General features: G+C 66.0%; 19 protein-coding genes and 1 pseudogene. 16 read left to right on the top strand and 4 right to left on the bottom strand.

Translation table 11 applies throughout. The features are described from left to right. Positions 1-76 precede the first annotated feature (76 nt). From JOF56_RS31410 to JOF56_RS31445, 8 genes are read left to right on the top strand one after another with little or no spacing between them, the layout of a single operon-like run. Positions 77-1,588, top strand: coding sequence for a sugar ABC transporter ATP-binding protein (locus JOF56_RS31410; RefSeq protein WP_307855341.1), 1,512 nt, complete (start codon positions 77-79; stop codon positions 1,586-1,588). Further along, on the top strand, positions 1,585-2,589 hold the full coding sequence (locus JOF56_RS31415) for an ABC transporter permease (RefSeq protein WP_209643077.1): 1,005 nt from the start codon (positions 1,585-1,587) through the stop codon (positions 2,587-2,589). Before JOF56_RS31410 ends, JOF56_RS31415 begins: the two co-directional genes overlap by 4 nt. Then, positions 2,582-3,607, top strand: coding sequence for an ABC transporter permease (locus JOF56_RS31420; RefSeq protein ID WP_209643078.1), 1,026 nt, complete (start codon positions 2,582-2,584; stop codon positions 3,605-3,607). The genes JOF56_RS31415 and JOF56_RS31420 overlap by 8 nt, the downstream gene beginning before the upstream one ends. Before the next feature lie 9 nt (positions 3,608-3,616). Continuing rightward, positions 3,617-4,702: a rhamnose ABC transporter substrate-binding protein gene (gene rhaS / locus JOF56_RS31425; protein ID WP_209643079.1), complete on the top strand. Its 1,086-nt coding sequence runs from the start codon at positions 3,617-3,619 to the stop codon at positions 4,700-4,702. After that, the gene (locus JOF56_RS31430; protein ID WP_209643080.1) at positions 4,702-5,028 is read left to right on the top strand and encodes an L-rhamnose mutarotase; all 327 of its coding nucleotides are present in this window, start codon (positions 4,702-4,704) and stop codon (positions 5,026-5,028) included. The genes rhaS and JOF56_RS31430 overlap by 1 nt, the downstream gene beginning before the upstream one ends. Before the next feature lie 16 nt (positions 5,029-5,044). Next, complete coding sequence (rhaI, locus tag JOF56_RS31435; protein ID WP_209643081.1) at positions 5,045-6,211, top strand: L-rhamnose isomerase; 1,167 nt, start codon at positions 5,045-5,047, stop codon at positions 6,209-6,211. Between the two features lie 2 nt (positions 6,212-6,213). Beyond that, complete coding sequence (locus JOF56_RS31440; RefSeq protein WP_209643082.1) at positions 6,214-7,632, top strand: BNR repeat-containing protein; 1,419 nt, start codon at positions 6,214-6,216, stop codon at positions 7,630-7,632. A gap of 8 nt (positions 7,633-7,640) precedes the next feature. Continuing rightward, on the top strand, positions 7,641-9,056 hold the full coding sequence (locus tag JOF56_RS31445; RefSeq protein WP_209643083.1) for an L-fucose/L-arabinose isomerase family protein: 1,416 nt from the start codon (positions 7,641-7,643) through the stop codon (positions 9,054-9,056). Positions 9,057-9,360: 304 nt separating this feature from the next. Here the strand turns inward: JOF56_RS31445 and JOF56_RS31450 are convergent. After that, positions 9,361-9,546, bottom strand: a pseudogene (locus JOF56_RS31450) (hypothetical protein); the annotation flags it as partial. Between JOF56_RS31450 and JOF56_RS60815 the strand changes: the two are divergent. After that, on the top strand, positions 9,466-9,762 hold the full coding sequence (locus JOF56_RS60815) for an acyl carrier protein (protein ID WP_372448288.1): 297 nt from the start codon (positions 9,466-9,468) through the stop codon (positions 9,760-9,762). The pseudogene JOF56_RS31450 and the gene JOF56_RS60815 overlap by 81 nt on opposite strands. A gap of 34 nt (positions 9,763-9,796) precedes the next feature. On the opposite strand, the gene JOF56_RS31455 is transcribed toward JOF56_RS60815, so the two are convergent. After that, positions 9,797-10,288 (bottom strand): winged helix-turn-helix transcriptional regulator, encoded by a 492-nt coding sequence (locus tag JOF56_RS31455; protein WP_307855342.1) that lies wholly within the window; start codon positions 10,286-10,288, stop codon positions 9,797-9,799. 92 nt (positions 10,289-10,380) lie between these two features. On the opposite strand from JOF56_RS31455, the gene JOF56_RS31460 reads away from it, so the two are divergent. From JOF56_RS31460 to JOF56_RS31490, 7 genes are all read left to right on the top strand, one after another. Then, positions 10,381-11,976, top strand: a complete 1,596-nt coding sequence (locus tag JOF56_RS31460) for a phytoene desaturase family protein (RefSeq protein ID WP_209643085.1) — start codon at positions 10,381-10,383, stop codon at positions 11,974-11,976. A gap of 146 nt (positions 11,977-12,122) precedes the next feature. Next, a complete protein-coding gene (locus JOF56_RS31465; RefSeq protein ID WP_209643086.1) occupies positions 12,123-12,890 on the top strand; it encodes an RICIN domain-containing protein in 768 nt (255 codons plus the stop codon). A 278-nt stretch (positions 12,891-13,168) separates the two neighbouring features. Continuing rightward, a complete protein-coding gene (locus JOF56_RS31470) occupies positions 13,169-14,449 on the top strand; it encodes an ABC transporter substrate-binding protein (RefSeq protein WP_209643087.1) in 1,281 nt (426 codons plus the stop codon). Then, entirely contained in the window at positions 14,446-15,330 is an 885-nt protein-coding gene (locus JOF56_RS31475; protein WP_209643088.1) for a carbohydrate ABC transporter permease, read from the top strand. Before JOF56_RS31470 ends, JOF56_RS31475 begins: the two co-directional genes overlap by 4 nt. Beyond that, the gene (locus JOF56_RS31480) at positions 15,327-16,139 is read left to right on the top strand and encodes a carbohydrate ABC transporter permease (protein WP_209643089.1); all 813 of its coding nucleotides are present in this window, start codon (positions 15,327-15,329) and stop codon (positions 16,137-16,139) included. The genes JOF56_RS31475 and JOF56_RS31480 overlap by 4 nt, the downstream gene beginning before the upstream one ends. Next, on the top strand, positions 16,136-18,379 hold the full coding sequence (gene yicI / locus JOF56_RS31485; protein WP_209643090.1) for an alpha-xylosidase: 2,244 nt from the start codon (positions 16,136-16,138) through the stop codon (positions 18,377-18,379). The genes JOF56_RS31480 and yicI overlap by 4 nt, the downstream gene beginning before the upstream one ends. Beyond that, on the top strand, positions 18,376-21,177 hold the full coding sequence (locus JOF56_RS31490) for a beta-galactosidase (protein WP_209643091.1): 2,802 nt from the start codon (positions 18,376-18,378) through the stop codon (positions 21,175-21,177). Before yicI ends, JOF56_RS31490 begins: the two co-directional genes overlap by 4 nt. Here JOF56_RS31490 and JOF56_RS31495 read toward each other — a convergent pair. Beyond that, on the bottom strand, positions 21,103-22,140 hold the full coding sequence (locus tag JOF56_RS31495) for a LacI family DNA-binding transcriptional regulator (protein WP_209643092.1): 1,038 nt from the start codon (positions 22,138-22,140) through the stop codon (positions 21,103-21,105). The two genes, JOF56_RS31490 and JOF56_RS31495, sit on opposite strands and share 75 nt — an antisense overlap. Positions 22,141-22,439: 299 nt before the next feature. Then, positions 22,440-23,456 carry a LacI family DNA-binding transcriptional regulator gene (locus JOF56_RS31500; RefSeq protein WP_209643093.1) on the bottom strand — a complete coding sequence of 339 codons (1,017 nt, stop codon included), beginning with the start codon at positions 23,454-23,456 and terminating at the stop codon, positions 22,440-22,442. Positions 23,457-23,466 lie beyond the last annotated feature (10 nt).

Here is a 23,466-nt window from a genome sequence, read left to right on the forward strand (position 1 = left end):
TGGAGACCTTGACCCTGCCCGCGAGTTCGCCTAACTTGTGCGCAACCGCCGTGAAACGTTTCATCGAGGAGGCGTAGTGGCTCCGCTGCTCGAGCTGCGTGGGGTGAGCAAGGCCTTCGGCGCGGTCCGCGCGCTGCGTGATGTCTCGCTTGCCCTGCAGGCAGGGGAAATCCATGCGCTGGCCGGGGAGAACGGTGCTGGGAAGTCCACAGTGGTCAGGATCATCGGTGGCGAGCACCAGCCCGACGAGGGCGAGGTGTGGCTGGACGGCGCGCCGATCAGGTTCGGCGGTCCCCGCGACGCCCAGCACCACGGCGTCGCCGTGATCCACCAGGAGCCCAACAGGTTCCCTGACCTCAACGTGGCTGAGAACGTGTTCATGGGCCGTCAGCCGCTGCGCGCCGGCCGATTGGTCGACCGAAACGCGATGTACCAGCGTGCGGGCGAGCTTTTCCAGACGCTCGGCGTGCCCATCGACCCGGCTCTGCCGACCCGCGGACTGTCCATTGCCGACCAGCAGATCATCGAGATCGCCAAGGCACTGGCCACCGAAGCGCGGATCATCGTGATGGACGAGCCGACCGCCGCACTGTCCGGTGTGGAGTCCGAACGGCTGTTCCGGGTCGCCCGGACCTTGGCCGACAATGGCGCCGCGCTGCTGTTCATCTCCCATCGGCTGGAGGAGATGTACGCGCTGTGCCAACAGGTCACAGTGCTGCGCGACGGAATGCTGGTCACGAACGAGCGCATGGCCGACATCGAGCACGAAGCCCTGGTGCGCAGCATGGTCGGTCGTTCGGTGAAACAGCTGTTCCCCAAACGGGAGACCGAGGTCGGCGATACGGCCCTTGAGGTCAAGGAGATCTCCCGCGCGGGCGTCTTCCAGGATGTCTCGTTCACCGTGCGCCGGGGCGAGATCGTGGGCCTGGCAGGGCTGGTCGGCTCCGGCAGGTCCGAGGTCGCCAGGGCGGTGTTCGGCGTCGACGCGCGTGACTCCGGGAGCGTGTCCGTTGCCGGGACTGAACTTCCGGCGTCCGACCCGCGCGCCGCGATCGCCGCGGGGCTCGCGATGGTCCCGGAGGACCGCCGGGAACAGGGCCTGATCCTGGAGCTGTCCATTGAGCGCAACACCAGCCTGTCCCAGCTCTCCAAGGTCTCGCGCTGGGGTTTGACGCGCTCAGGCGGAGAACGTTCGCTGGCGGCCAAGTGGGCCGAACGGCTGGGCCTGAAGTTCGGCAGGCTGAGCGATCCCGCGGGCACGCTGTCGGGCGGCAACCAGCAGAAGGTGGTGCTCGGCAAATGGCTGGCCACCACCCCGGAGGTGCTCATCGTCGACGAACCGACCCGGGGGATCGACATCGGCGCCAAGGTCGAGGTGCACGCGCTGCTGTCGGATCTGGCCGCGTCCGGGATGGCGGTGCTGATGATCTCCTCCGAACTGCCGGAGGTGCTCGGCATGGCCGACCGGGTGCTGGTCATGCACGAAGGACGGATCGCGGCCGAGTTGTCGCGGGCCGAGGCGACAGAGGAAGCGGTCATGCACGCGGCAACCGGCAACGGCGGCCGGCCTGAGGGGAGTGCGGCATGAACAGTGCGGTTCGCGCGGTGCTGACCAGCCGGGAGAGCGGGATAGTCCTCGTTCTGCTCGCGGTCGTGGCCGCCACCACCGCGGTGAATCCCGGCTTCCTGTCCGGGCAGGGCGTGCACGACCTGTTCCTGAACGCCTCGATCATCGCGTTGCTCGCGGTCGGCCAATCCATGCTGGTGATCACCCGCAACATCGACCTGTCGGTCGGCTCGGTGATGGGCCTGTCGGCCTACCTCAGCGGGCAGATGTTCCTGTCCGACAAGGACATGCCGACGATCGTGGTCGTACTCGCGGGGATCGGCCTCGGCGCGTTGTGCGGAGCGTTCAACGGTGCTCTGGTCGCGATCGCCAAGGTTCCCGCACTGGTGGTGACACTCGGCACGCTCTATGTCTTCCGCGGCCTGGACTACGCCTGGGCGTCGGCGACCGGCGTGCAGCAGGTCAACGCCTACCAGATGTCATCGGACTTCCTGTCCTTCGGCAGCGGGTCGTTGCTCGGCATCCCGAATCTCACGCTGGTCGCGGTGGTGGTCGTCGCGGCTGCCGCGTTCGCGTTGCGTAGCTTCAGATCCGGCCGTGAGCTCTACGCGATCGGATCGAATCCGGACGCCGCCCGCCTGGCCGGTATCCCCACTGGCCGCAGGGTTTTCACGACTTTCGTGATATCCGGCGCCTTGGTCGGGCTGGCCGGGATGCTGCACGCGGCCTACTTCGGCACGATCAACGCCGGGGTCGGGTCGGGCAAGGAACTGGCAGTGGTGGCCGCGGTCGTCGTGGGCGGCGTGGCGATCTTCGGCGGCAGCGGGACCGTGGTCGGGGCGGCGCTCGGCGCGTTGCTGCTCACCACGATCACCAGTGCGCTGCCGATCCTCGGCGTCCCGGCGTTCTGGCAGCGCGCGGTCGACGGAGCGGCGCTGCTGCTGGCCATCTCGCTGGACCGGGCCGTGATGCTGCGGCTTGCCGCGAGGCTGCAAACCGAAAGGAACCGGCGCCGTGCGTGAACGATTCCTCAACTGGCAGACCGTGCTTTTCGTACTGTGCGTCGCGGTGCTCGCTTTCGGCGCGACCAGCACACCCGGGTTCGCGCAACCGGACAACATCAGCTTCCTGCTGCTGGACTACAGCGAGGTCGCGCTGCTGGCCTTCGCGATGCTGCCGATCGTGCTCACCGGCGAGATCGACCTGTCGGTGGCCTCGGTGCTCGGCTTCTGCTCGGCGCTGACCGGCACCCTGTGGAACGCCGGGATGTCGTTCGAGATGATCGTGCCGCTGGTCGTCGTGGCGGGAATCGTGCTGGGGTCGGTCAACGCGGTGCTCATCGTCCGATTCGGACTCCCGTCGCTCGCGGTCACCATCGGCACATTGGGTCTCTACCGGGGTTTGGCCTACGTCGTGCTCGGTGATGGTGCGGTGACCGGGTTCCCGGCGAACTACCGGCCGCTGGCCACCGATTCGATACCTGGCACGTTCCTGCCGTACGCCACGCTTCTGGTCATCGTCGTGGGCGCTATCGCTGCGGTGGTCGTGCATTACACGCCGGTCGGCCGCGCGCTGTACGCGATCGGCCTTGGCGAACAGACGGCCCGGTTCTCCGGCATCCGGGTCGACCGGATCAAGATGTCGCTCTACCTGGTGTCCGGCGGGCTCGCCGCGCTGGCATCGGTGATCTTCACGTTGCGCTACAACAGTGCCCGCGCCGACAACGGCAACGGCCTTGAGCTGGCGGTGGTCGCCGCCGTGCTGCTCGGCGGGGTCTCCATCTTCGGCGGGCGCGGCACGGTGTTCGGCGTGGCCACGGCCGTGCTGCTGATGGCCGGGCTGCGCAACGTGTTGTTCCTCGGGGATGTCAGCAACGAGATCCAGAACGTGATCACGGGATTGTTGCTGATCGTCTCCGTCCTGGTTCCGGTCGTGGTGGGGGCGCTGTCCAGGCGACGTACCCCGCCGCCGGCCGCGTCGGAAAGCCCGTTGCCCGATTCCGATTCCGTGGAAGGCGCCCGCCTCCCGCAGCCCCATTGAGGAGGACCAATGTTGATCCACTCATCCGCACGACGCCGGGCGACGATCGCCGCCGGAGTCGGTGTGGTGTTAGCGCTCACAGCCGGTTGTAGCGGCACGACCAAGGACTCGGGCCCGGCCGCGGGCGGCGCGTCCACCGGGACCAGCCGGGCGGCCGACCCGAACGCCGCGATCAAGCAGGGCCTGAAGATCGCCTTCCTGCCCAAGGAGATCGACAACCCCTACGAGGTGATCGTCGACAACGGCGGCATCGCCGCGGTCAAGGAGCTCGGTGGCGAGGGCAAGGAGGTCGGCCCGTCCGACGCCTCGGCCTCCTCGCAGGTCTCCTACATCAACACCCTGATCCAGCAGAAGCAGGACGCGATCGTCATTGCCGCCAACGACCCGAACGCGGTCGCCCCGGCGCTGAAGGACGCCATGAGCAAGGGCATCCCGGTCGTGACCTACGACTCCGACGCCTCGGCCGACGCCCGCCAGGTCTTCGTCAACCAGGCCGACTCCGAGGAGATCGGCCGCTCGCAGGTCAAGCTGATCTCCCAGCAGATCGGCGGCAGCGGCAAGATCGCCATCCTGTCGGCCACGCCCAACGCCACCAACCAGAACACCTGGATCCAGTTCATGAAGGACGAACTGACCAAGCCGGAGTACAAGGGCATCGAGCTGGTCAAGATCGCCTACGGTGACGACGACGACCAGAAGTCGTTCCAGGAGGCCCAGGCGCTGCTGCAGTCGGTTCCGGACCTCAAGGGCATCATCTCGCCGACCACCGTGGGCATCTCGGCCGCGGCCCGGTACATCTCGACCTCGCCGTACAAGGGCAAGGTCAAGCTGACCGGCCTGGGCACGCCCAACCAGATGCGCCAGTTCATCAAGGACGGCACGGTCACCGAGTTCGCCCTGTGGGACCCGGCCGAGCTGGGGTATCTCGCCGGTTACGCCGCGGCCGCGCTGGCCTCCGGCCAGATCAGCGGTGCCGAGGGCGAGACGCTCAAGGCAGGCAAGCTCGGTGAGCGCAAGATCGGCAAGAAGGGCGAGATCATCCTCGGCCCGCCGACGGTGTTCAACTCCGCCAACATCGACAAGTACAACTTCTGATGGCCGGCCCGCGGCGCGTCTGCTTCCTGCTCAAGGTCAAACCCGCCCTGATCGAGGAGTATCGGCGGCGGCACGCCGCGGTGTGGCCGGAGATGCTCGAAGCGCTGCGCAGGACCGGGTGGCGTGACTACTCGCTGTTCCTGCGGCCGGACGGTCTGCTGGTCGGATACTTCGAGACCGACGACTTCGACGCCGCACTGGCCGGTATGGCCGCAGAGGAGGTCAACGGCCGGTGGCAGGCGGAGATGGCGCCGTTCTTCGAAGGGCTGGACGGGCAGCCGGATGAGGGGATCGTCCCGCTCGACGAGGTGTTCCACCTCGACTGACCATCAGGAGGACAACATGGCTGACCGTACCGCGGTCCTGGCCGCGCTGCGTGCCCAGCACATCGAGACGCCTTCGTGGGCGTACGGCAACTCGGGCACCAGGTTCAAGGTGTTCACGCAGGAAGGCGTTCCGCGCAACGCCTACGAGAAGGTCGACGACGCCGCGACCGTGCACCGGTTCACCGGCGTGGCGCCCTCGGTCGCGCTGCACATCCCCTGGGACACAGTGCAGGACTACGCCGACCTGGCCGCCCATGCGACCGGCCAGGGCATCAGTCTCGGCGCGATCAACCCGAACGTGTTCCAGGAGGACGACTACCGGCTCGGCAGCGTCTGCAACCCGGACCCGGCAGTCCGGCAGAAGGCGTTGGCGCACTTGCTGGAATGCGTCGACATCATGGACGCGACCGGCTCGGCGGACCTGTCCCTGTGGTTCGCCGACGGGACCAACTATCCCGGGCAGGACTCCATTCGCGCCCGGCAGGAGCGGCTGTCCGAGGCGTTGCGCGCGGTTTATGACCGGCTTGGCGGCAACCAGCGGATGCTGTTGGAGTACAAGCTTTTCGAGCCCTCGTTCTACACCACCGACGTGCCGGACTGGGGCACCAGCTACGCGCACTGCGTCGATCTCGGTTCACGCGCCCAGGTGCTGGTCGACACCGGCCACCACGCACCCGGCACGAACATCGAGTTCATCGTCGCGTTCCTGTTGCACCGCGCCAGGCTCGGCGGCTTCCACTTCAATTCGAGGTTCTACGCCGACGACGACCTGATGGTCGGCGCCGCCGATCCGTTCCAGCTGTTCCGGATCATGAGCGAGATCGTGCTCGGCGGTGGGCTGGAGCCCGCCAACGGCGTGGCCTTCATGCTCGACCAGTGCCACAACATCGAGCCGAAGATCCCGGCGCTCATCCGTTCGGTGCTCAATGTGCAGGAGGCCACGGCCAAGGCACTGCTCATCGACGCGGATGCCTTGCACCGCGCCCAAAGTGAGGGCGACGTGCTCGGGGCGAACGCGGTCGTGATGGATGCCTTCAACACCGATGTGCGGCCTCTGCTCGCGGAGTTGCGTGAGGACATGGGCATCGACCCTGACCCGATCGCGGCGTACAACCGTTCCGGCCACTTCGACAAGCTCCGCGCCGAGCGCACCGGCGGCGCCGCCGCAGGGTGGGGTGCCTGACCATGAGACTACCGGCTTTGCTCATCGCCTGCATTGCGCTGGCCGGTTCGCCCGCCGTCGCTGCACCGGAAGTAACTGGTAGGCACACCATCGCTGCTGCTCCGACCGTCGCTTTGCTGCGTGAGTCCCAGCTTGACGCGTCAGCACTGTATTTCGTCTCCTACGACGGACTTGTGAACAACGAGTCGTTCCAACAGGATGCGATCGTCACGCACGCCGGATACCAGTATGCGACCTGGTACACGGCAGACCGCAGTGCTGTGGTGGCGCGCCGCAAGCTGCCGACCGGCGCCTGGGAGAAGGTCGTTCTCCCGCACAAGCTGGCTGTCGACGACTCGCACAACGTGATCTCGCTGGGCATCTCGCCTGCCGACGGACGGCTGCACGTGGCGATGGACACCCACAACAACCAGATCTACTACGCCAAGTCCGAGGCGGGCCTGGTCTCGTCGCCCTCTTCCCGGAGCTGGTCGGCGTCTCGGTTCGGTGCCGTGCAACGGACTCTGGACGGTCAGGACCTCGGTTCGATCACGTATCCGCAGTTTGTGGTCACGCCGGAACGTAAACTGCAGCTGAGCTATCGCACCGGCGGTTCGGGCAACGGCACCAACGAACTCGCCGAGTACGACGGGACTTGGCGCAAGCTGGGCAAATGGTCGTCGGCCACCGGCTCGTGGACCGCGCCCAACGGCGTCACCAGCACGACTCGCAACATGTATCTGCACGGCTTGAACTATGGGCGTAACGGCCGGTTGTACGCGGCATTCACCTGGCGTGAAGGCAATGCAGGCGTGCTGTGCAATTCAGGCGGCCTGACCAACCACGACACCGGCTATGTTTACAGCGATGATCGCGGCCGCACATGGCGTGACAACGCGGGCAATGTCGTTGGCACGACCGGAGGTTCTCCGGTGGCGGTGTCGCAGAACCTGGTGGTCGACCCGCTCGATCCCAATCATGGCCTGATGAACCAGGAGAGCCAGGCGGTCGACTCCGCGGGCAACCCGCACGTGATCATCAGCTACGTGCCGGGTCGGTTCACCCAGTGTGTCACCAGCTATGCGGCCGACCGCACTCGTTGGGGCCGGGCCTTCCACGTGACCCGTGCGGCCGACGGGACGTGGACCAAACGAGAGATCCCGATCGCGCCGAACTCGACCGGGCGTACCCGGATCGTGTTCGACCGCAACGACAACGGCTACATCGTGATGCCGTTCGGCCGGATCATGTCCGCCTCGAAGGCAAGCGGCTGGACCGACTGGACGATGGTGTTCGACCGGCCGAGTATGAACGTCTTCGGTGAGGTGAACGTGGACTATTCGCGTGTGGCCAGTGAAGGCGTGCTGTCAGTGTTCTACCAGCAACGATCCAGCGGCACCACGCCTTCGCCGATCCGGGTCGCGGATTTCCGTCTCGGTTAGGAGTAGGTATGCAGACCGGCACCCAGCGGCGCAGGCCGACCATCGGCTTGGTGGCAGGCGGCCTCGGCGCGTACTGGCCGCAGTTTCCCTCGCTGCTGCCGACGTTGAAGCAGTCCGCGGCCTACGTGAGCGAACGAATCTCCGGCTATGACGCGGAAATCATCGACGTCGGCTTCATCTCGGACGCGCAGGAAGGTGCCGTGGCCGCGGAACGGCTGCGCGCCGCTGGGTGCGATCTCATTGTGGGCTTTCTGACTACATACATGACGGCGACCATGCTCATGCCGATCGCGCAGCGGTCAGGCGCGCCGGTGCTGCTGATCAACCTCCAGCCGACCGAGTCGATGGACCACGCGACAGTGACGACGGGGGAGTGGCTGGCCTACTGCGGCGCGTGCCCGTTGCCCGAGATGGCCAACGCCTTCACCCGCGCCGGAATCGAATTCCGCAGCGTGTCAGGCTTCCTGCGCGACGAGCGAGCCTGGACCAAGATCGGCAACTGGATCAAGGCAGCCGCCGTGCGCAAGGTCCTGCGGACCGGACGGCACGGCCTGATGGGTCACCTGTATCCGGGAATGTACGACGTCTCAACAGATCTGACGATGGTCAGTGCCCAGTTCGGCGGCCATGTCGAGGTCCTGGAGTACGACGACCTGCGGGTGCGTGTACAGCAGGTGACCTCTGCCGAGATCGAGGCCAAGATCGCGTCGGTGGAGTCGATCTTCGAGGTCACAGACTCGGTGGACGCCGACGACTTCGCCTGGGGCGCGAAAGTCTCGGCCGGACTGGACAAGCTCGTCGCGGACTTCGACCTCGACAGCCTGGCCTACTACCACCGAGGACTCGAGGGAGAACAACACGAACGACTGGCGGCTGGGATGATCCTGGGCGCAAGCCTGCTGACCGCGCGCGGAATCCCCGCCGCGGGCGAGTACGAACTGCGCACCAGCATGGCCATGCTGATCATGGACATCCTCGGAGCGGGCGGCTCGTTCACCGAGTTCCAGGCCCTGGACTTCGAACGCGGCCACGTGGAAATGGGCCACGACGGCCCAGGCCACCTGGCCATCAGCTCCGGCAAACCATTGCTGCGCGGCCTCGGCGTCTTCCACGGCAAACGCGGCTGGGGCGTCTCCGTCGAGTTCGACGTAGCTCACGGCCCAGTCACCCTCCTCGGCGTCGGCCAGACCCAGGACGGCCGCTACAGCCTCGTGGCCGCCGAGGGCACAGTCGTCGACGGCCCCCACATGAAAATCGGCAACACAACAAGCAGAGTGGACTTCGCCCGAAACCCAGGCGACTGGACCGACGACTGGTCAGCCAGCGGCGTCGGCCACCACTGGGCCCTCGGCACAGGCCACCAGACAGCAAGCTTGCGCGCAATCGCCAGCCTGATGAACCTCCCCTTGGTGGAGGTGAGCTGAGGATTCGCATGGCCACAATGGTGGTGCGATAACTGCGAACTTGAAATGTTCTTCGCCGACGGTGACCTCAGCAAGGCCCGCCGGACTCCTGGTCCGGGCAGTAGACCGTATACCGCCAAGGCCGTGGTCGGGAGCCCCGAATCCGGTAGTCTGTAGTCCCAGAGTCACCTCTTCGTAGTACGTCGGACACGAAGAGTAATTGACTCTCTGGCTCACCTAACGTGCCACCACGTGTCGCCGTCACGTCGCCAGCGAACGCCAGAGCAGCTCAGTCGTGCGACAATTCACCAAAATTCTATCGGAACTATAGGTCCTGCTCGATGCGTTCGAAGATGTCTGAGTCGGTTTCGCGTTGCCATTCGGGCATGTCGGCCCAGTCTGCTACATAGGCCGGCTTGGGGTCGGGGATGTGTTTGTAGATCTGGCCGATCCAGCAGGTGGCTACGAAGCGGCCCTTCTGCTCACGGGTGAGCTTGGCTGTGTTGCCGTCGTCGCGTCGATCCATGCGGTTGATCCCGGCGAGCTGTCAGCAACTACCCGGCTGGACGAGCTGGGATTCGACTCATTGGATCGGATCCGACTGGCAACGAGAAAGCCGGCGTCATCGAACGCCGATGGTGGACAGTGCAGGAGCTCGCCCGCTGCACGGACAAGCTCCTACCGTGAGAACTGCCGGAATTACTCCCCGGCATCATCGCCGGCCTGACCCCGGCTCAACCGGTTCTGCTCGTAGGTTGACTTCATGTTCGGGGGCGGGCGCCGGGGCCGGGGGCTACTGCTACGTCGCGGACTGCGCGTAGTTCGTGGCCGTGGGCGCACATCATGACGGTTTCGATGGGGGCGCCGCAGTCTCGGTGGTTCAGCACGACTGTGGGGCCGCGGTCACCGCTGAGCCAGCGGTCGGCCCAGTTGATCAGGGCGATCACCGCGGGGGCTACGTCACGGCCTTTTTCTGTCAGGCAGTACTCCTCGCGGGCGCGGGCACCTGGTTCTTGGTAGGGCCTTTTGACCAGGACGTTCTGGGCGACCAGTTCGCGCAGGCGGGCGGCGAGCACGCTGGGGCTGATGCCTGTCCGCCTGAGGAAGTCCTCGAAGCGGCGGGTTCCGTAGAGGGCCTCGCGCATGATCGCGGCCGTTGTCGAGGGGGTGAAGACCGCCAGCGCCAGGGCGGCCGAGTCCGGATCGAGGTCCCACGCGTCGCGGTCCCATTCGGTGTCATCGGCCACACTCACTGATTCTCCTTGTCGGCCTGGGTTGTATACACCATACCTAGCCCGTATGGTTCTGGCTTCGATATACCGAAGTCAGATCGTCTGGAGACGGCATGCGCGTCGGCAGGAGCTATGTTCGAAGCCAGGTCGGTGACACCTGGGACGCGATCGTGATCGGCTCCGGCATCGGCGGGCTGACCACCGCCGGCTTTCTGGCGCGCGAGGGCAAGGACGTACTGGTACTCGAACGGCACACCACCGCTGGTGGCTGCACCCAGGTGTTCCGGCGGGCCGGGTACGAACGGGACATGGGTGTGCACTACCTCGGCGAGGTGCACAAGCCGACTTCCAGCCTGTTTCAGATCTTCGACCATGTCAGCGGCGGCGCGCTGCAGTGGGCTCCGATGTCCGATGTGTACAACCGGGTGGTGATCGGCGACCGGGAGTACGAGTTCCCGTCGGGCTTCGATTCATTCATCCAGCGCATGAAGGGCTACTTCCCGCACGAGGCCGCTGCCATCGACGCCTATGTGGGTCTGGTGCTGCAGGTGGCCATGGCGGCCAGGAAGTATTTCGGGCACCGCGCGTTGCCTCCGCCGCTCGCCGCGGACGCCTACGAGCGGATGTGCGAGCCTTTTCTCGAGTTCTCCGACCGGACCGCGCTTTCGGTGTTGTCCGAGCTGACGAGCGACAAGGAACTCATCGCCGTGCTGTGCGGGCACTTCGGCGATTACTCACTGTCGCCGAGCCGGGTTTCGTTCGCCATGCACGCCTTGATGGTCCGCCACTACATGGACGGCGCGAACTATCCGGTGGGCGGTTCCGGCAAGATCGCGCACTCCATCGCCGAGGTGATCCGGTCCGCCGGCGGGGAGGTGCTGATCGGTGCCGAGGTGGCGTCGATCCTGATCGGCAGGGACGGGACCGCGCAGGGCGTCATGATGGCCGACGGACGCTCCTTCCACGCCCCGGTCGTGATCAGTGACGCCGGCATCGCCAACACCGTCCGGCTGCTTCCCCAGGCGACTGCCGATCGCACGGGCCTTTCCGGGCCTGTCGCGGCGATGGAGCCGTCGTTGCCGTGGGTTCTGCTGACCATCGGGGTCCACGAATCCTCAGGTGCGCTGGGACTGGACCGATCGAATGTCTGGGTGCACAGCGACACCGACTTCGAGGCCCGGATGGCCGCTTTCGACGCCGATCCGCAGCACCAGCCGATGCCGGTGTGCTTCCTGACGTTCCCGTCGGCCAAGGACCCGTCGTGGGACCGGCGCCACCCCGGCCGCGCCACGATCGAGATCGCCGGGCTGACCACGTGGTCGCTGTTCGAGCCGTTCGCCGACAGCCGCTGGATGCGCCGCGGCGAGGAGTACGACCAGCTCAAGAAACGGCTGACCACGGAACTGCTCGACCATGTACTGCGCCTCTTCCCCCAGCTGGACGGCAAGATCGACCATCTGGAACTGGCCACACCGCTGAGCTTCAACCACTTCCTGACCCGGTCGGCGGGCGACTTCCTGTCCTTCGCGCACACCCCGCAGCGGTTCCGCCAGCGCTGGATCAGCGCCCACTCCCCGGTCGGCGGGCTGTTCTTCACCGGTCAGGACGTGGTGACCGGCGGGATCGGCGGCGCGGCCACGGCGGGCGCGCTCACCGCGTCGGCCGTTCTTGGCCGGGATGTCCTGCGGCAACTGCCTTTGCCACGCTGAAACCTGTCACGGTCTGATGTCGGGAATACATGATCACTTGACTCCGCGCCGCAGTCGGAATACCTGTTCTCGCGGGAGCATGGGAGAAGCACGGCGATGAATTATCCGCGGAGGAGAAACACGTGTGGCGCAGGGCCAATGGAGTCATGGCCGGGGTCGTTGCCGCGATCGCGGTCACGCTGGCAGTCGTGGCGCTGAGCCAGCCGAGCCAGAAGGTGCCGGGCATCGTTGTCCCGGCGATGGACAACAGTGAAACAGCTATTCCCACGGTGACGGCCGTGGGCGTCGCGGAGACAGCAACCGCGACGGCTCCCTCGGGCGGCAACGCCCCCGTCGCACAGCAACAACCGACCAACTCGCAGTCGCCGGCCGCCAGTCAGCCGAACACCGCGAAACCACTGTCAGGCACACCGACGACGTCGGCGAACCCGACGAACGCTCCGGCGCCGACTCCGCAGCAGCCCCCGGCACAGCCGCCGGTCCCGCCGCGGTTCGACCCGGCAGCGTCGTTCCGGATCGTCAACGTGGTCAACTCCCTGAGCCTCGACAGCGGTGGTCAGGTCCCGCCTGGAACGCCCATGAAGTTATGGGCGCCGTCACCCAGCACGAACCTGCAGTTCCAGATGGTCGAGACCGGTGGCGGCTACTACCGGCTGGTCAACCGGACCAACGGTTTGGCTGTGGACGGCAGGGGAGCCAGGCAGGACGGGTCCTACGTCGGTCAGCGGCCGTGGGACTCGAGCCCGAACATGCAGTGGTTGCCGAGGGACGCCGGCAACGGCATGTTCACGCTCACCAACCGCGCGACCGGCATGGCACTCGACGGGGCCGGACGCGGGGTGACGTTCGGCGCGCAGGCCATCCAGTGGACTGTCAACGGTGGCCCGAACCAGTTGTGGCGGATCGTGGTCTAGGCAGGGCGATGTCACCCTTCCAACCGACGACACTCCTTTCCCGTCAGGTGTGTTATCGCTAACATTCCGCGAGGTGCCTCGAACCATAGAGTCGGCAGTCGCACCGGTCAAGCCGCTGATGAGCGGGTTGTGCTCGGTGTGAGGGCCGACCTATGGTGGTCCAATCGAAGCGCTTCGACGATCGGTCGCTGACCGCATCGCAGGACTTCTGACCGCCGGTTGAACCGCTTCGAGAAGGATCTCAGGGCGTGGATCAGCTCAGTGTGGAGGGATCTTCGATGTCCAAGCGAGTTCTGGCGGCCGCGCTGACGGCCGTCCTGGCGATCGCCGGATGCGGATCGGGCGAGAACACCCCAGCCGGGCCGAGAACCCTGAAACTGTGGCACTACGAGGGGCCGGACAGTGCCATGGGGGTGGCCTGGGCCGAGGCGATCAAGCAGTTCGAGGCCACTCACCCCAACGTGAAGGTGGCGTTCGAGGAAAAGGGCTTCGAACAGATCCAGAAGACCGCGCCGATGATCATGAACTCCGGCGACGCGCCGGATGTCATGGAGTACAACAAGGGCAACGCCACCGCGGGCCTGCTTTCCAAGCAGGGCCTGCTCACCGACATCAGCCAGGAGGTCGCCAAGCGCGGCTGGGACAAGCAGCTCAGCCCGGCGATCCAGACCACGGCCCGGTATGACGAGAAGGGCGTGATGGGATCCGGGAAGTGGTACGGGATCCCGAACTATGCCGAGTACGTGATGGTCTACTACAACAAGGACATGTTCGCCCAGAAGGGCATCGAGGTACCCAAGACGCTCGATGAGCTCACCTCCGCGATGGACAAGTTCGTCGGCGCGGGCGTGACTCCGCTGGCGGTGGGCGGCGCGGAGTATCCGGCACACCAGATCATGTACCAGCTCGCGTTGACGAAGGCCGACCGCAACTGGGTGGATCGCTACCAGCGGTACACCGGCAGTGTCGATTTCCATGACGCCGCTTGGACTTACGGCGCGAACACGTTCGCCGACTGGGTCCGCAAGGGCTACGTCAGCAAGGACTCGGCGGGGGTGAAGGCCGAGGACATGGGTGTCTCGTTCATCCAGGGCAAGCACCCGATCATGATCACCGGCACCTGGTGGTACGGCCGGATCGCCGCCGGGATCAAGGACTTCCAGTGGGGCTCGTTCCCCTGGCCGGGGATGACCGCCGGGTCGGCCGGGAACATGTGGGTGGTGCCCAAGGGCTCCAAGAACAAGGACCTGGCCTACGACTTCATCGCGATCACGATGTCCCAGCCGATCCAGGACAAGCTGCGTGACGCCGGCGGTGTCCCGTTGGTGGCGGGCAGTTCACCGGCGGCCAGTCCGCAGATCAAGGAACTCACCGACACCTTCAGCACACTGTCCAGTCAGGACAGGCTCGCGTTCTACCCGGACTGGCCCGCGCCCGGCTACTACGCCGTGCAGGTCTCGGCCGTGCAGAAGCTGATCACCGCCACCGCGTCGGCCGGGCAGGTGCTCGACGAGATAGCCAAGCCGTATCAGGAGAATCTGGCGAACGTCGGGAAATGATCAGATCTCGCGGGTCCTATCTGCTGTTCCTGATCCCCGGTGCGGTGCTGCTGCTCGCGGTGATCGTGGTGCCGTTCGTGATGAACATCGGCATCAGCCTCACCCAGTGGACCGGCACCGGGGCTCCTAAGTGGACAGGACTGGACAACTACACGCGGCTGTTCGCCGACGGCACGTTCTGGGCTTCCTTCCAGCACAACATCGCACTGGTGGTCGCGATGGCCATCCTGCCGGCCATGGCCGGGCTGGTCATCGCGGCCGCGCTGTTCGACTTCGTGGGCAAGCGGTTCGGGCCGCGGGCGGCGAGCATCCTGCGGGCGTGCATCTACCTGCCGCAGGTGCTGCCGATCGCGGTCGCGGGGATCGTGTGGAGCTGGATCCTGGCACCGGAAGGCGCGCTCAACGAGCTGCTGTCGGGGATCGGGCTCGGTTCGCTGGCCCAGAACTGGCTGGGTGACCCGGATGTCGCGCTGTACAGCGTGATGGGCGTGCTGCTGTGGATCCAGGTCGGGTATCCCGTGGTGATCTTCATGGCCGGCATGCAGCGAGTGGACCCGTCGCTGTACGAGGCAGCCGAACTGGACGGCGCGTCGTGGTGGGGCCGGTTCTGGCACGTGACGGTCCCGCAGATCCGGCCTGAGGTCTTTGTCGTCCTGCTGACCTGCACGATCGCTTCCCTGAAGGTCTTCGGGCCGATCTACGTGCTGACCCAGGGCGGGCCGGGCGGCGCGACGAACGTGCCCTCGTACTTCTCCTTCCAGAACTTCTTCGAGAAGACCCAGGTCGGGTACGGCGCGGCCATCGCGACTGTGCTCACCGTCCTGATCCTCATTCTCACCACGGTGTTCCTGCGCGTACAGAACCGGGGTGAGAAGGCGTGAAGCGGCACGCGGTGCTCTGGTCGTTGATCGTTCTGGCGGTCGTCATGCTGGCGCCGTTCGTGATCGTGGCGATGAACGCCCTGAAGTCACCGGCGGAGTACTCGTCGGGCAGTCCGCTGACGCCGCCGGCCGGGGTCAACCTGCAGGGAATGATCGACTTCTGGGAGCGGGTGGACTTCGGGCAGAAACTGCTCAACAGCTTCGTGATCAGCGGTTCGGTGGCGGTGCTCGCCGTGGTCATCTCGGTGCTCAACGCGTACGCGCTCGGCATCGGCCGGGTCCGCGGCCGGCTGTGGATCATGGTTGCGTTCCTGATCGCGAACACGCTGCCCCAGGAAGCCCTGGTGTATCCGCTGTACTACCTGGCAAACGAGACCGGGCTGTACGACACCCAGCTCAGCGTGATCATCATCTTCACCATCATCCAGGCCGCGTTCGGCACCTACCTGCTTTCCTCGACGTTCACCGGCTTTCCGAACGAACTGCTCGAGGCGGCCAGGATCGACGGCGCGAACAAGTGGCAGACGCTGGTGCGGATCGTGGTCCCGATCAGCCGGCCGACCCTGGGCGTGCTGTTCGTCTTCTTCTTCATCTGGACGTGGAACGAGTTCTTCCTGCCGCTGGTCCTGCTGATCTCCAACGACACCCAGACCGTGCCGGTCGCGCTGGGCGTGCTGCAGGGGCAACGGATGATGGACGCGACCATGACCAGTGCCTCGGCGTTGCTCGGGGTCATCCCGGCGATCGCGTTCTTCCTGATCTTCCAGCGAACGTTGACACGTGGCATCACGGCGGGAGCGGTCAAATGAAGTTCAGCAACGGATACTGGCTGCTGCGCGACGGAGTGCAGGCAGCACATCCGGTCGAGGTCTACGACATCACCACCGGCGACGGCGAGATCGTGGTGCACGCGCCGACGCACCACATCCGTCATCGCGGCGACCTGCTGAAAGGGCCGGTCGTGACGGTCGCGTTCTCCTCACCCATGCCGGACGTGATCGGCGTGAGCGTGACGCATTTCGAAGGCGAGGTTCCCCACGAGCCGCGGTTCGGGCTGGCCACCGTCGAGCACGAGCCGGAGATCGGCGAGGACGGGCACCTGCTGACATCCGGCGCCTTGTCGGTGCGGATCCGTCAGAGTGGCAAATGGCAGGTCGATTTTGTCGCCGAGGACGAGATCCTGACCACCAGTGCCGCCAAGGGCATGGGTTTCATGAACTTCGAAGGCAAGCACTACGTCCGTGACCAGCTGGATCTGGGTGTCGGGGACACGGTGTACGGGCTGGGTGAGCGGTTCGGGCCGTTGGTGCGCAACGGCCAGGTCGTCGACATCTGGAACGCCGACGCGGGCACGAGCAGCGAGCAGGCGTACAAGAATGTGCCGTTCTACCTGACGAACGCGGGTTACGGGGTGTTCGTCAACCATCCTGGGCACGTGTCGTTCGAGGTCGCCTCGGAGTCGGTCTCGCGCGTGCAGTTCAGCGTCGAAGGGCAGTCGCTGGAGTACTTCGTCATCTACGGCCCGAGCCCCAAGGAGATCCTGCGCAAGTACACCTCGCTGACCGGACGGCCCGCGCTGCCGCCGATGTGGTCGTTCGGCCTGTGGCTGTCCACGTCCTTCACCACGTCCTACGACGAGAAGACCGTGTCCGGGTTCATCGACGGGATGGCCGAGCGCGACCTGCCGCTGAGCGTGTTCCACTTCGACTGCTTCTGGATGCGCGAGTTCAACTGGTGCGACTTCGAATGGGACCCGCGCACGTTCCCGGACCCGGTGGGCATGCTGGACCGGCTGAAATCCCGGGACCTGCGGATCTCGGTGTGGATCAATCCCTATGTCGCGCAACGGTCCCCGCTGTTCGCCGAGGGCGTGCGGGGCGGATACCTGTTGCGCAAGCCGAACGGCGACGTGTGGCAGTGGGACCTCTGGCAACCGGGGATGGCACTGGTCGACTTCACCAACCCGGCGGCGCGAGAGTGGTATGCGTCCAAACTGGATGCTCTGCTCGATCAGGGTGTCGACTGTTTCAAGACCGACTTCGGCGAACGTGTGCCGACCGACGTCGTCTACTTCGACGGCTCGGATCCCGAGCGGATGCACAACTACTACACGTATCTCTACAACCAGACGGTCTTCGAGGTCCTGCGGAAACGGCGTGGTGACGGTGATGCCGTCGTGTTCGCGCGTTCGGCGACCGCGGGTTCGCAACAGTTCCCGGTGCACTGGGGCGGCGACTGCGAGTCGACCTACGAGTCGATGGCCGAGAGCCTGCGCGGCGGGCTTTCCCTGGGCATGTCCGGATTCGGGTACTGGAGCCACGACATCGGCGGCTTCGAGGGCACCCCGGATCCGGCGTTGTTCAAGCGCTGGATCGCGTTCGGCCTGCTGTCCTCGCACAGCAGGTTGCACGGCAGTTCGTCGTACCGCGTGCCGTGGCTGTTCGACGAGGAAGCCGTCGAAGTGCTGCGGGTGTTCGCCAAACTCAAGGCCAGGCTGATGCCGTACCTGAATCACGCGGCACTGCAGGCCAGCACCGAGGGAATCCCGATAATGCGGGCGATGGCGCTGGAATTCCCGGACGATCCGGCGTGCACCCATCTCGAACGGCAGTACATGCTCGGCGACAGCCTGCTCGTCGCACCGGTGTTCTCCGACGACGGTGACGTGTCGTACTACGTGCCGGAAGGCGTCTGGACGGACTACTTCACCGGCGAGGAGATCACCGGACCCCGGTGGGCGACGGCCAACTGCGGCTTCCTGTCCGTTCCGTTGCTGGTACGGCCGATGACGGTACTTCCGCTGGGTGCGGTCGACAGCCGCCCGGACTATGACTATGCCGACGGCGTCACACTGCAGATCTACCAGCTGCCGGATGGCGCTCGGGTGACAACCACGGTCGGTGGTTCGACGTTCCACACCCACCGGCATGGTAATAGCATCCATGTCGACGCGGAATCGGCGCCGCCGGTGTGGCAGGTGGCCTTCCCCGATGGCGAGGAGCCGATCCAGGCGACGGGGAGCGCCCTGTCGATCGAGGGAATCCAATGAGGTATCTGACAAGGATTGTGGTGGCCCTTGTGGTGTCGTTGGGTTTGGTCGCCGCGCCTGCGCCTGTCGCACAGGCGCGCGGGCACCAGGTCGGCTATGACAAGTACTCGCTCACGGTCGACGGGCAGCGAGTGCTGTTGTGGTCCGGCGAGTTCCACTATTTCCGGCTGCCCAGTCCGGAACTCTGGCGGGACGTCCTGGAGAAGATCCGGGCTGCCGGCTTCAACGGCGTCTCGTTGTACTTCCATTGGGGATACCACTCTCCGGCGCCGGGTGTGTACGACTTCACCGGTGTGCGTGACGTGGAACGATTGCTGCGGATGACCGAGGAACTCGGTCTTTACGTCGTCGCCAGACCGGGCCCGTACATCAACGCCGAGACCACGGGCGGCGGATTTCCCGCGTGGCTCAAGACAGTCGAGGGGCGCGCCCGGTCCAGCGATCCCGGATACACTGCCGCGTACCGGGACTGGCTCGGCCGGATCAATCCGATCCTGGCACGTCACCAGGTCACCCGCGGTGGTTCGGTGATCGCCTACAACGTGGAGAACGAGTACGCGGTCAACGTCGACACGGTCTACATGCGCGAGTTACAGGAAAAGGCCAGGGCAGACGGGATTGATGTCCCGATCGTGCACAACAACTGTTGCGGTGGGAACCTGGCGAACTGGTCCTCAGGTGAGGGCGCGGTGCAGATCCCTGGTGTCGACGACTATCCGCAGGCGTTCAACTGTGATGATCCTGCCACGTGGGGGACATGGGGAGAGGGCGTCACGCGGCGGCTGCGCGACGATGCCCCGGTCTACGCCGCGGAGTACCAGGCCGGTGCGATCGACCTGAACAACGCCGGGTACGACAAGTGCCGGGAACTGACCGGGCCGGACTACATGAAGGTGTACTACAAGTCGAACATCATCGGCAGCGGTGCCACGATGTACGGCTACTACATGATTCACGGCGGCACATCCTGGGGATGGCTGCCGCAGCCCAACGACGTCTATACCTCGTACGACTACGGAGCCGCGATCACCGAGTCACGCGGCCTCACAACGAAGTACGACGAATTCAAGCGGCAAGGCTATTTCCTGAACACAGTCAAACCGCTGGCCAAGACCGACGCCGCGCCCGCGCCCCGGTCGAGCGACCCGGCTGTGTTCACCCAGGCACGGTCCAATCCGGACACCGGTACCCAGTTCGTTCTTCTCCGGCATGCCGACAGGCGATCCTCCGCCGACGCCACGGCGACGTTGGACTGGGCCACACCGGACGGTGAATACTCCGTTCCGGTCCGTGTCAACGGCAGGGACGCGAAGATCCTCGTCGCCGGGTACGACCTCGGCGGGCAACGGCTGGTCTGGTCGAGCTCCGAGATCCTGACCCATGTCGGGGTCGACGGCCGTGACGTCGCCGTGCTGTACGGACGGGACGGCGAGCAGGGATCCACTGTGCTGCGGTACTCGTCTGAACCGGTCGTCAAGGTACTCGACGGTGACGTGAAGAGTTCGTTCGACGGCAAGGATTTGCGGCTGGACTACACCCATTCCGGACTGGCCAGGGTGCTGATCTCAGGCGGCGGACGGCCGCCGATGCTGCTGATGCTCGGCACCGACGAGACCGTCGCCCAGTTCTGGCGGCTGGACACGGCGGTCGGGCCGGTGCTTGTGCGGGGCACCTCGATCGCTCGTGAGGCCGAAGTGGCCGGCGACTGGATGGTGCTCAAGGCCGACACGGACCGGGCAGGCGAGGTGGAGCTGTTCGCTCCGGTCCGGCGGCTGGTCATCGGCGGCAAGCTCGTCGTGACCCGGCGTACCCCCAGCGGGTCGTTGCTGGGCAGGCTGCCTGGGCCACGGCCGGTGACCCTGCCCGCGTTGACCAACTGGCAGTACCGCGGTGAACCGCCTGCCTTCGGCAATTCGGGCTGGCAACTTGCGGACAAGACCACGACCGCGAGTCCGATCAAGCCGAAGACACTGCCTGTCCTGTACGCCGACGAGTACGGCTACCACTACGGCAATGTCTGGTACCGCGGTAGTTTCACCGCCAGTGGTGACGAGAAGACCGTGTCCCTCAACGCGATCACCGGCAAACGCGGCAACTACCTGGTGTGGCTCAACGGGACGTACCTCGGCTCGGCCTTGGGCGGGACGCAGGCGGACTCCGAACCGCCGGTGAACCAGGACCCGGGTCGCGGTGACTTCGCCGTGCCGCCAGGGCTGCTCTCCAAGGGAGAACCGGCCACGCTCGCGGTCCTGGTGACCAACATGGGCCACAACGACGACTGGACCGCCGACGACACCCGATTCAAACAGCCGCGCGGGCTCTTCGGGGCCTCTGTGGACGGTGCTCAGATCACATGGCACATCCGCGGGGCCCGGGGCAGCGACCCAGAGCGTGGCCCGTTGAACGCCGGAGGTCTCTACGGCGAACGGGACGGCTGGCACCTGCCGGGCGGACCCGGCCGGTGGGGCAGCAGTCCGCCCGCGACCGTGCCGCCCGGGGTTTCCTGGTACCGGACGACGTTCCGCCTTGACCTGCCGCAGGATCAGGACGTTCCGGTCGCACTGCGGTTGAGCGCCGGCGACTATCGGGTGTTCGTGTTCGTCAACGGATGGAACATGGGCCAGTACGTCAACCCGTCGCCACAGCGTGACTTCGTGCTCCCGGCAGGGGTGCTCGGCAGGTCGAACACCGTCGCACTGGCCGTGATCGCGACCGAACCCACGTCACTGGGGCCGGTCAGCCTTGTGACGCTGGGAAACCACTGGACCAGTGCTGCCGCGGTCGGTCAGCTTCGGTGACAGCAGCCGGACCTCGGACTGGCCGGTCTCGCTGTCCAGCTGGCGCATCGCCATCTCGACAGCGAGACTGCCCAGTTCCGCGGCCGGGATCGCGATGGACGTCAACGGGACCGCGTGCGCCTCAGCCATGTCCTGCGGGCACACCGCGAGAACCGAGATGTCCTGCGGCACCTGCTTGCCGCGCCGGCCAAGCTCGGACAGCAACGGGCCGAGGATGGCTTCGTTGTGCACCACCAGCCCGGTGACGTCCGGGTTGCTGGTGAACAGCTCGTCGAGGCATTCCCGGAGGGCGTCGTACGACGGCGAGCACGGGCAGGATGTCGCGTGGATTTTGCGTGCTGCGGCCGTCTTACGGAAGCCACGCAGGAACCGCCCCGCGTAGCTGGTGCCTCGCTTGTAGACAGCGGGGGAGGGCCCGATCAACGCGATGTCCCGGTGACCGAGATCGGCCAGATGCGTGACACTGGCCGATCCGGCCGCGGTGAAGTCCAAGTCGACACACGTCATCTCGCCCGGCTCGTCCGGCACCCCGATCAGCACGACCGGCAGACGCAGGGCGCCCAGAACGGACAATCGCGGCTCGGCGGCCTCCACATCCATCACGATCAACGCGTCCGCGATCGAGGAGGCCGCGATCCGCCGCAGCCCTTCCGGGCCTTCGTCCTTGGTCATCAACAGCACATCGTGGTCGTACGCCCGGGCTTTGGTGAGCGTCGCGGCCACGAACTGCATGACCACAGGAACATTCAGGTCGGTTCGCAGGGGAATCACCAACGCCAGCACATTCGTCCGGCTGCTCGCCAACGCCCGGGCCCCGGCGTTCGGGTGGTAGCCGAGCTTGCGGATACTGCGCTGCACCCTGCGCCGGGTCTCCTCGGAGATCGACCGCTTACCGGACAGCACATAGGACACTGTGCTCGGCGAAACCCCGGCAGCACGGGCGACATCAGCAATGGTGACCACCAGATGATGATAGTCGGCCCAGTCGAAACGGTTCGACAGTGCACGCGACTGCTGGGAATGTGCCCCCAAAGTGGCGTTGGGAGCGCTGGATGCCCCCAACGCCACTTTGGGGGCGCACAAGGGGTCCGGTGGACGTCTTGACCGGGCTGGTGTTATCGCTAACATGACCTTTCGTCACAGCGCCATGGACGGAGGGTCGTGGACGGAGGCCGTCGTGATCGCCGCCGAGTGTGTCCCCAATGCCACATTGGGGGCATGGGATGTCCCCAATGTGGCATTGGGGACACACAAACTCCGCTTCAGCGGCCGCCGGAGGAGTCCCGGATGACCAGCCGGCAGGGCAGGTGCTGCACGCCTGTGATCTTCTCCCCGCCGATGGCGGCGAACAGGTGCTGGGCCGCGGTCGCGCCCAGCCGTTGCAGGTTCATGTCCACTGTGGTCAGCGGCGGGCTGGTCTCGCTGGAGAAGATCTCCCAGTTGTCGAAACCGACCAGGGCGATGTCGTCAGGCACACGGACGCCGCGGGCGGCCAGTGTCTCGGTGACGCCGGCGGCGACCTGGTCGCTGCCGCAGAAGATCGCGTCCACATCCGGATCGTCGTTGAGCACGAACTCTGCGGCGTGCCGGCCCCATCGCTGGGACCACTCGCCGTACCGCACTTCCCGGCCGGCCAATGGCAAGCCGGCTTCTTGGAGGAACTCGGTCAGCCCGGTGACCCGGTCGCGGGTGGCGCGGTAGTCCACGGGCCCGGTGATGTGCGCGATCTTTCGCCGGCCGACCGAATGCAGGTGCTCGACCGCCATCCGCGCTCCCACGCGGTCGTCAGGCAGGAGGGACAGGTCTTGCGGATCGGTCGACTCGGCGTAGGCGTACACCACCGGCACGGCCAGGTCCCGCCCGATGGACGCGCGCCGGTTGCTGCTTTCGCCGACCACGATCAGCCCGGCGACCTGCTGGGCGAGCAGCGTCCGCACGTAGTGGCGTTCCCGGATGACGTCGCCGCGGGCGTCGGCCAGCAGGACGGAGATCTGGTTGTCGCCCAGCGCGTTCTCGGCACCGAGTAGCACCGGGATGCTGAACCGGCCCCCGCTGTCGCTGGTGAGCAGGCCGATGGTGCTGCTGTTGCCCGACACCAGGCTGCGGGCCAGCGCGTTGGGCTGGAAGGCGAGTTTCTCGGCCGCGTCGAGCACCCTGGTCCGTGTCGCGGCCGCGACCTCGCCCCGCCCGTTGAGCGCTTTCGACGCGGTCGCGGGCGACACCCCGGCGAGCGCGGCCACGTCCGAGAGGGTGGGCGCTCCACTGCTCCGTTTGCCCATCGAAACCTTT

Origin of the sequence: Kibdelosporangium banguiense (assembly GCF_017876405.1) — a bacterium.
Lineage (GTDB): Bacteria > Actinomycetota > Actinomycetes > Mycobacteriales > Pseudonocardiaceae > Kibdelosporangium > Kibdelosporangium banguiense.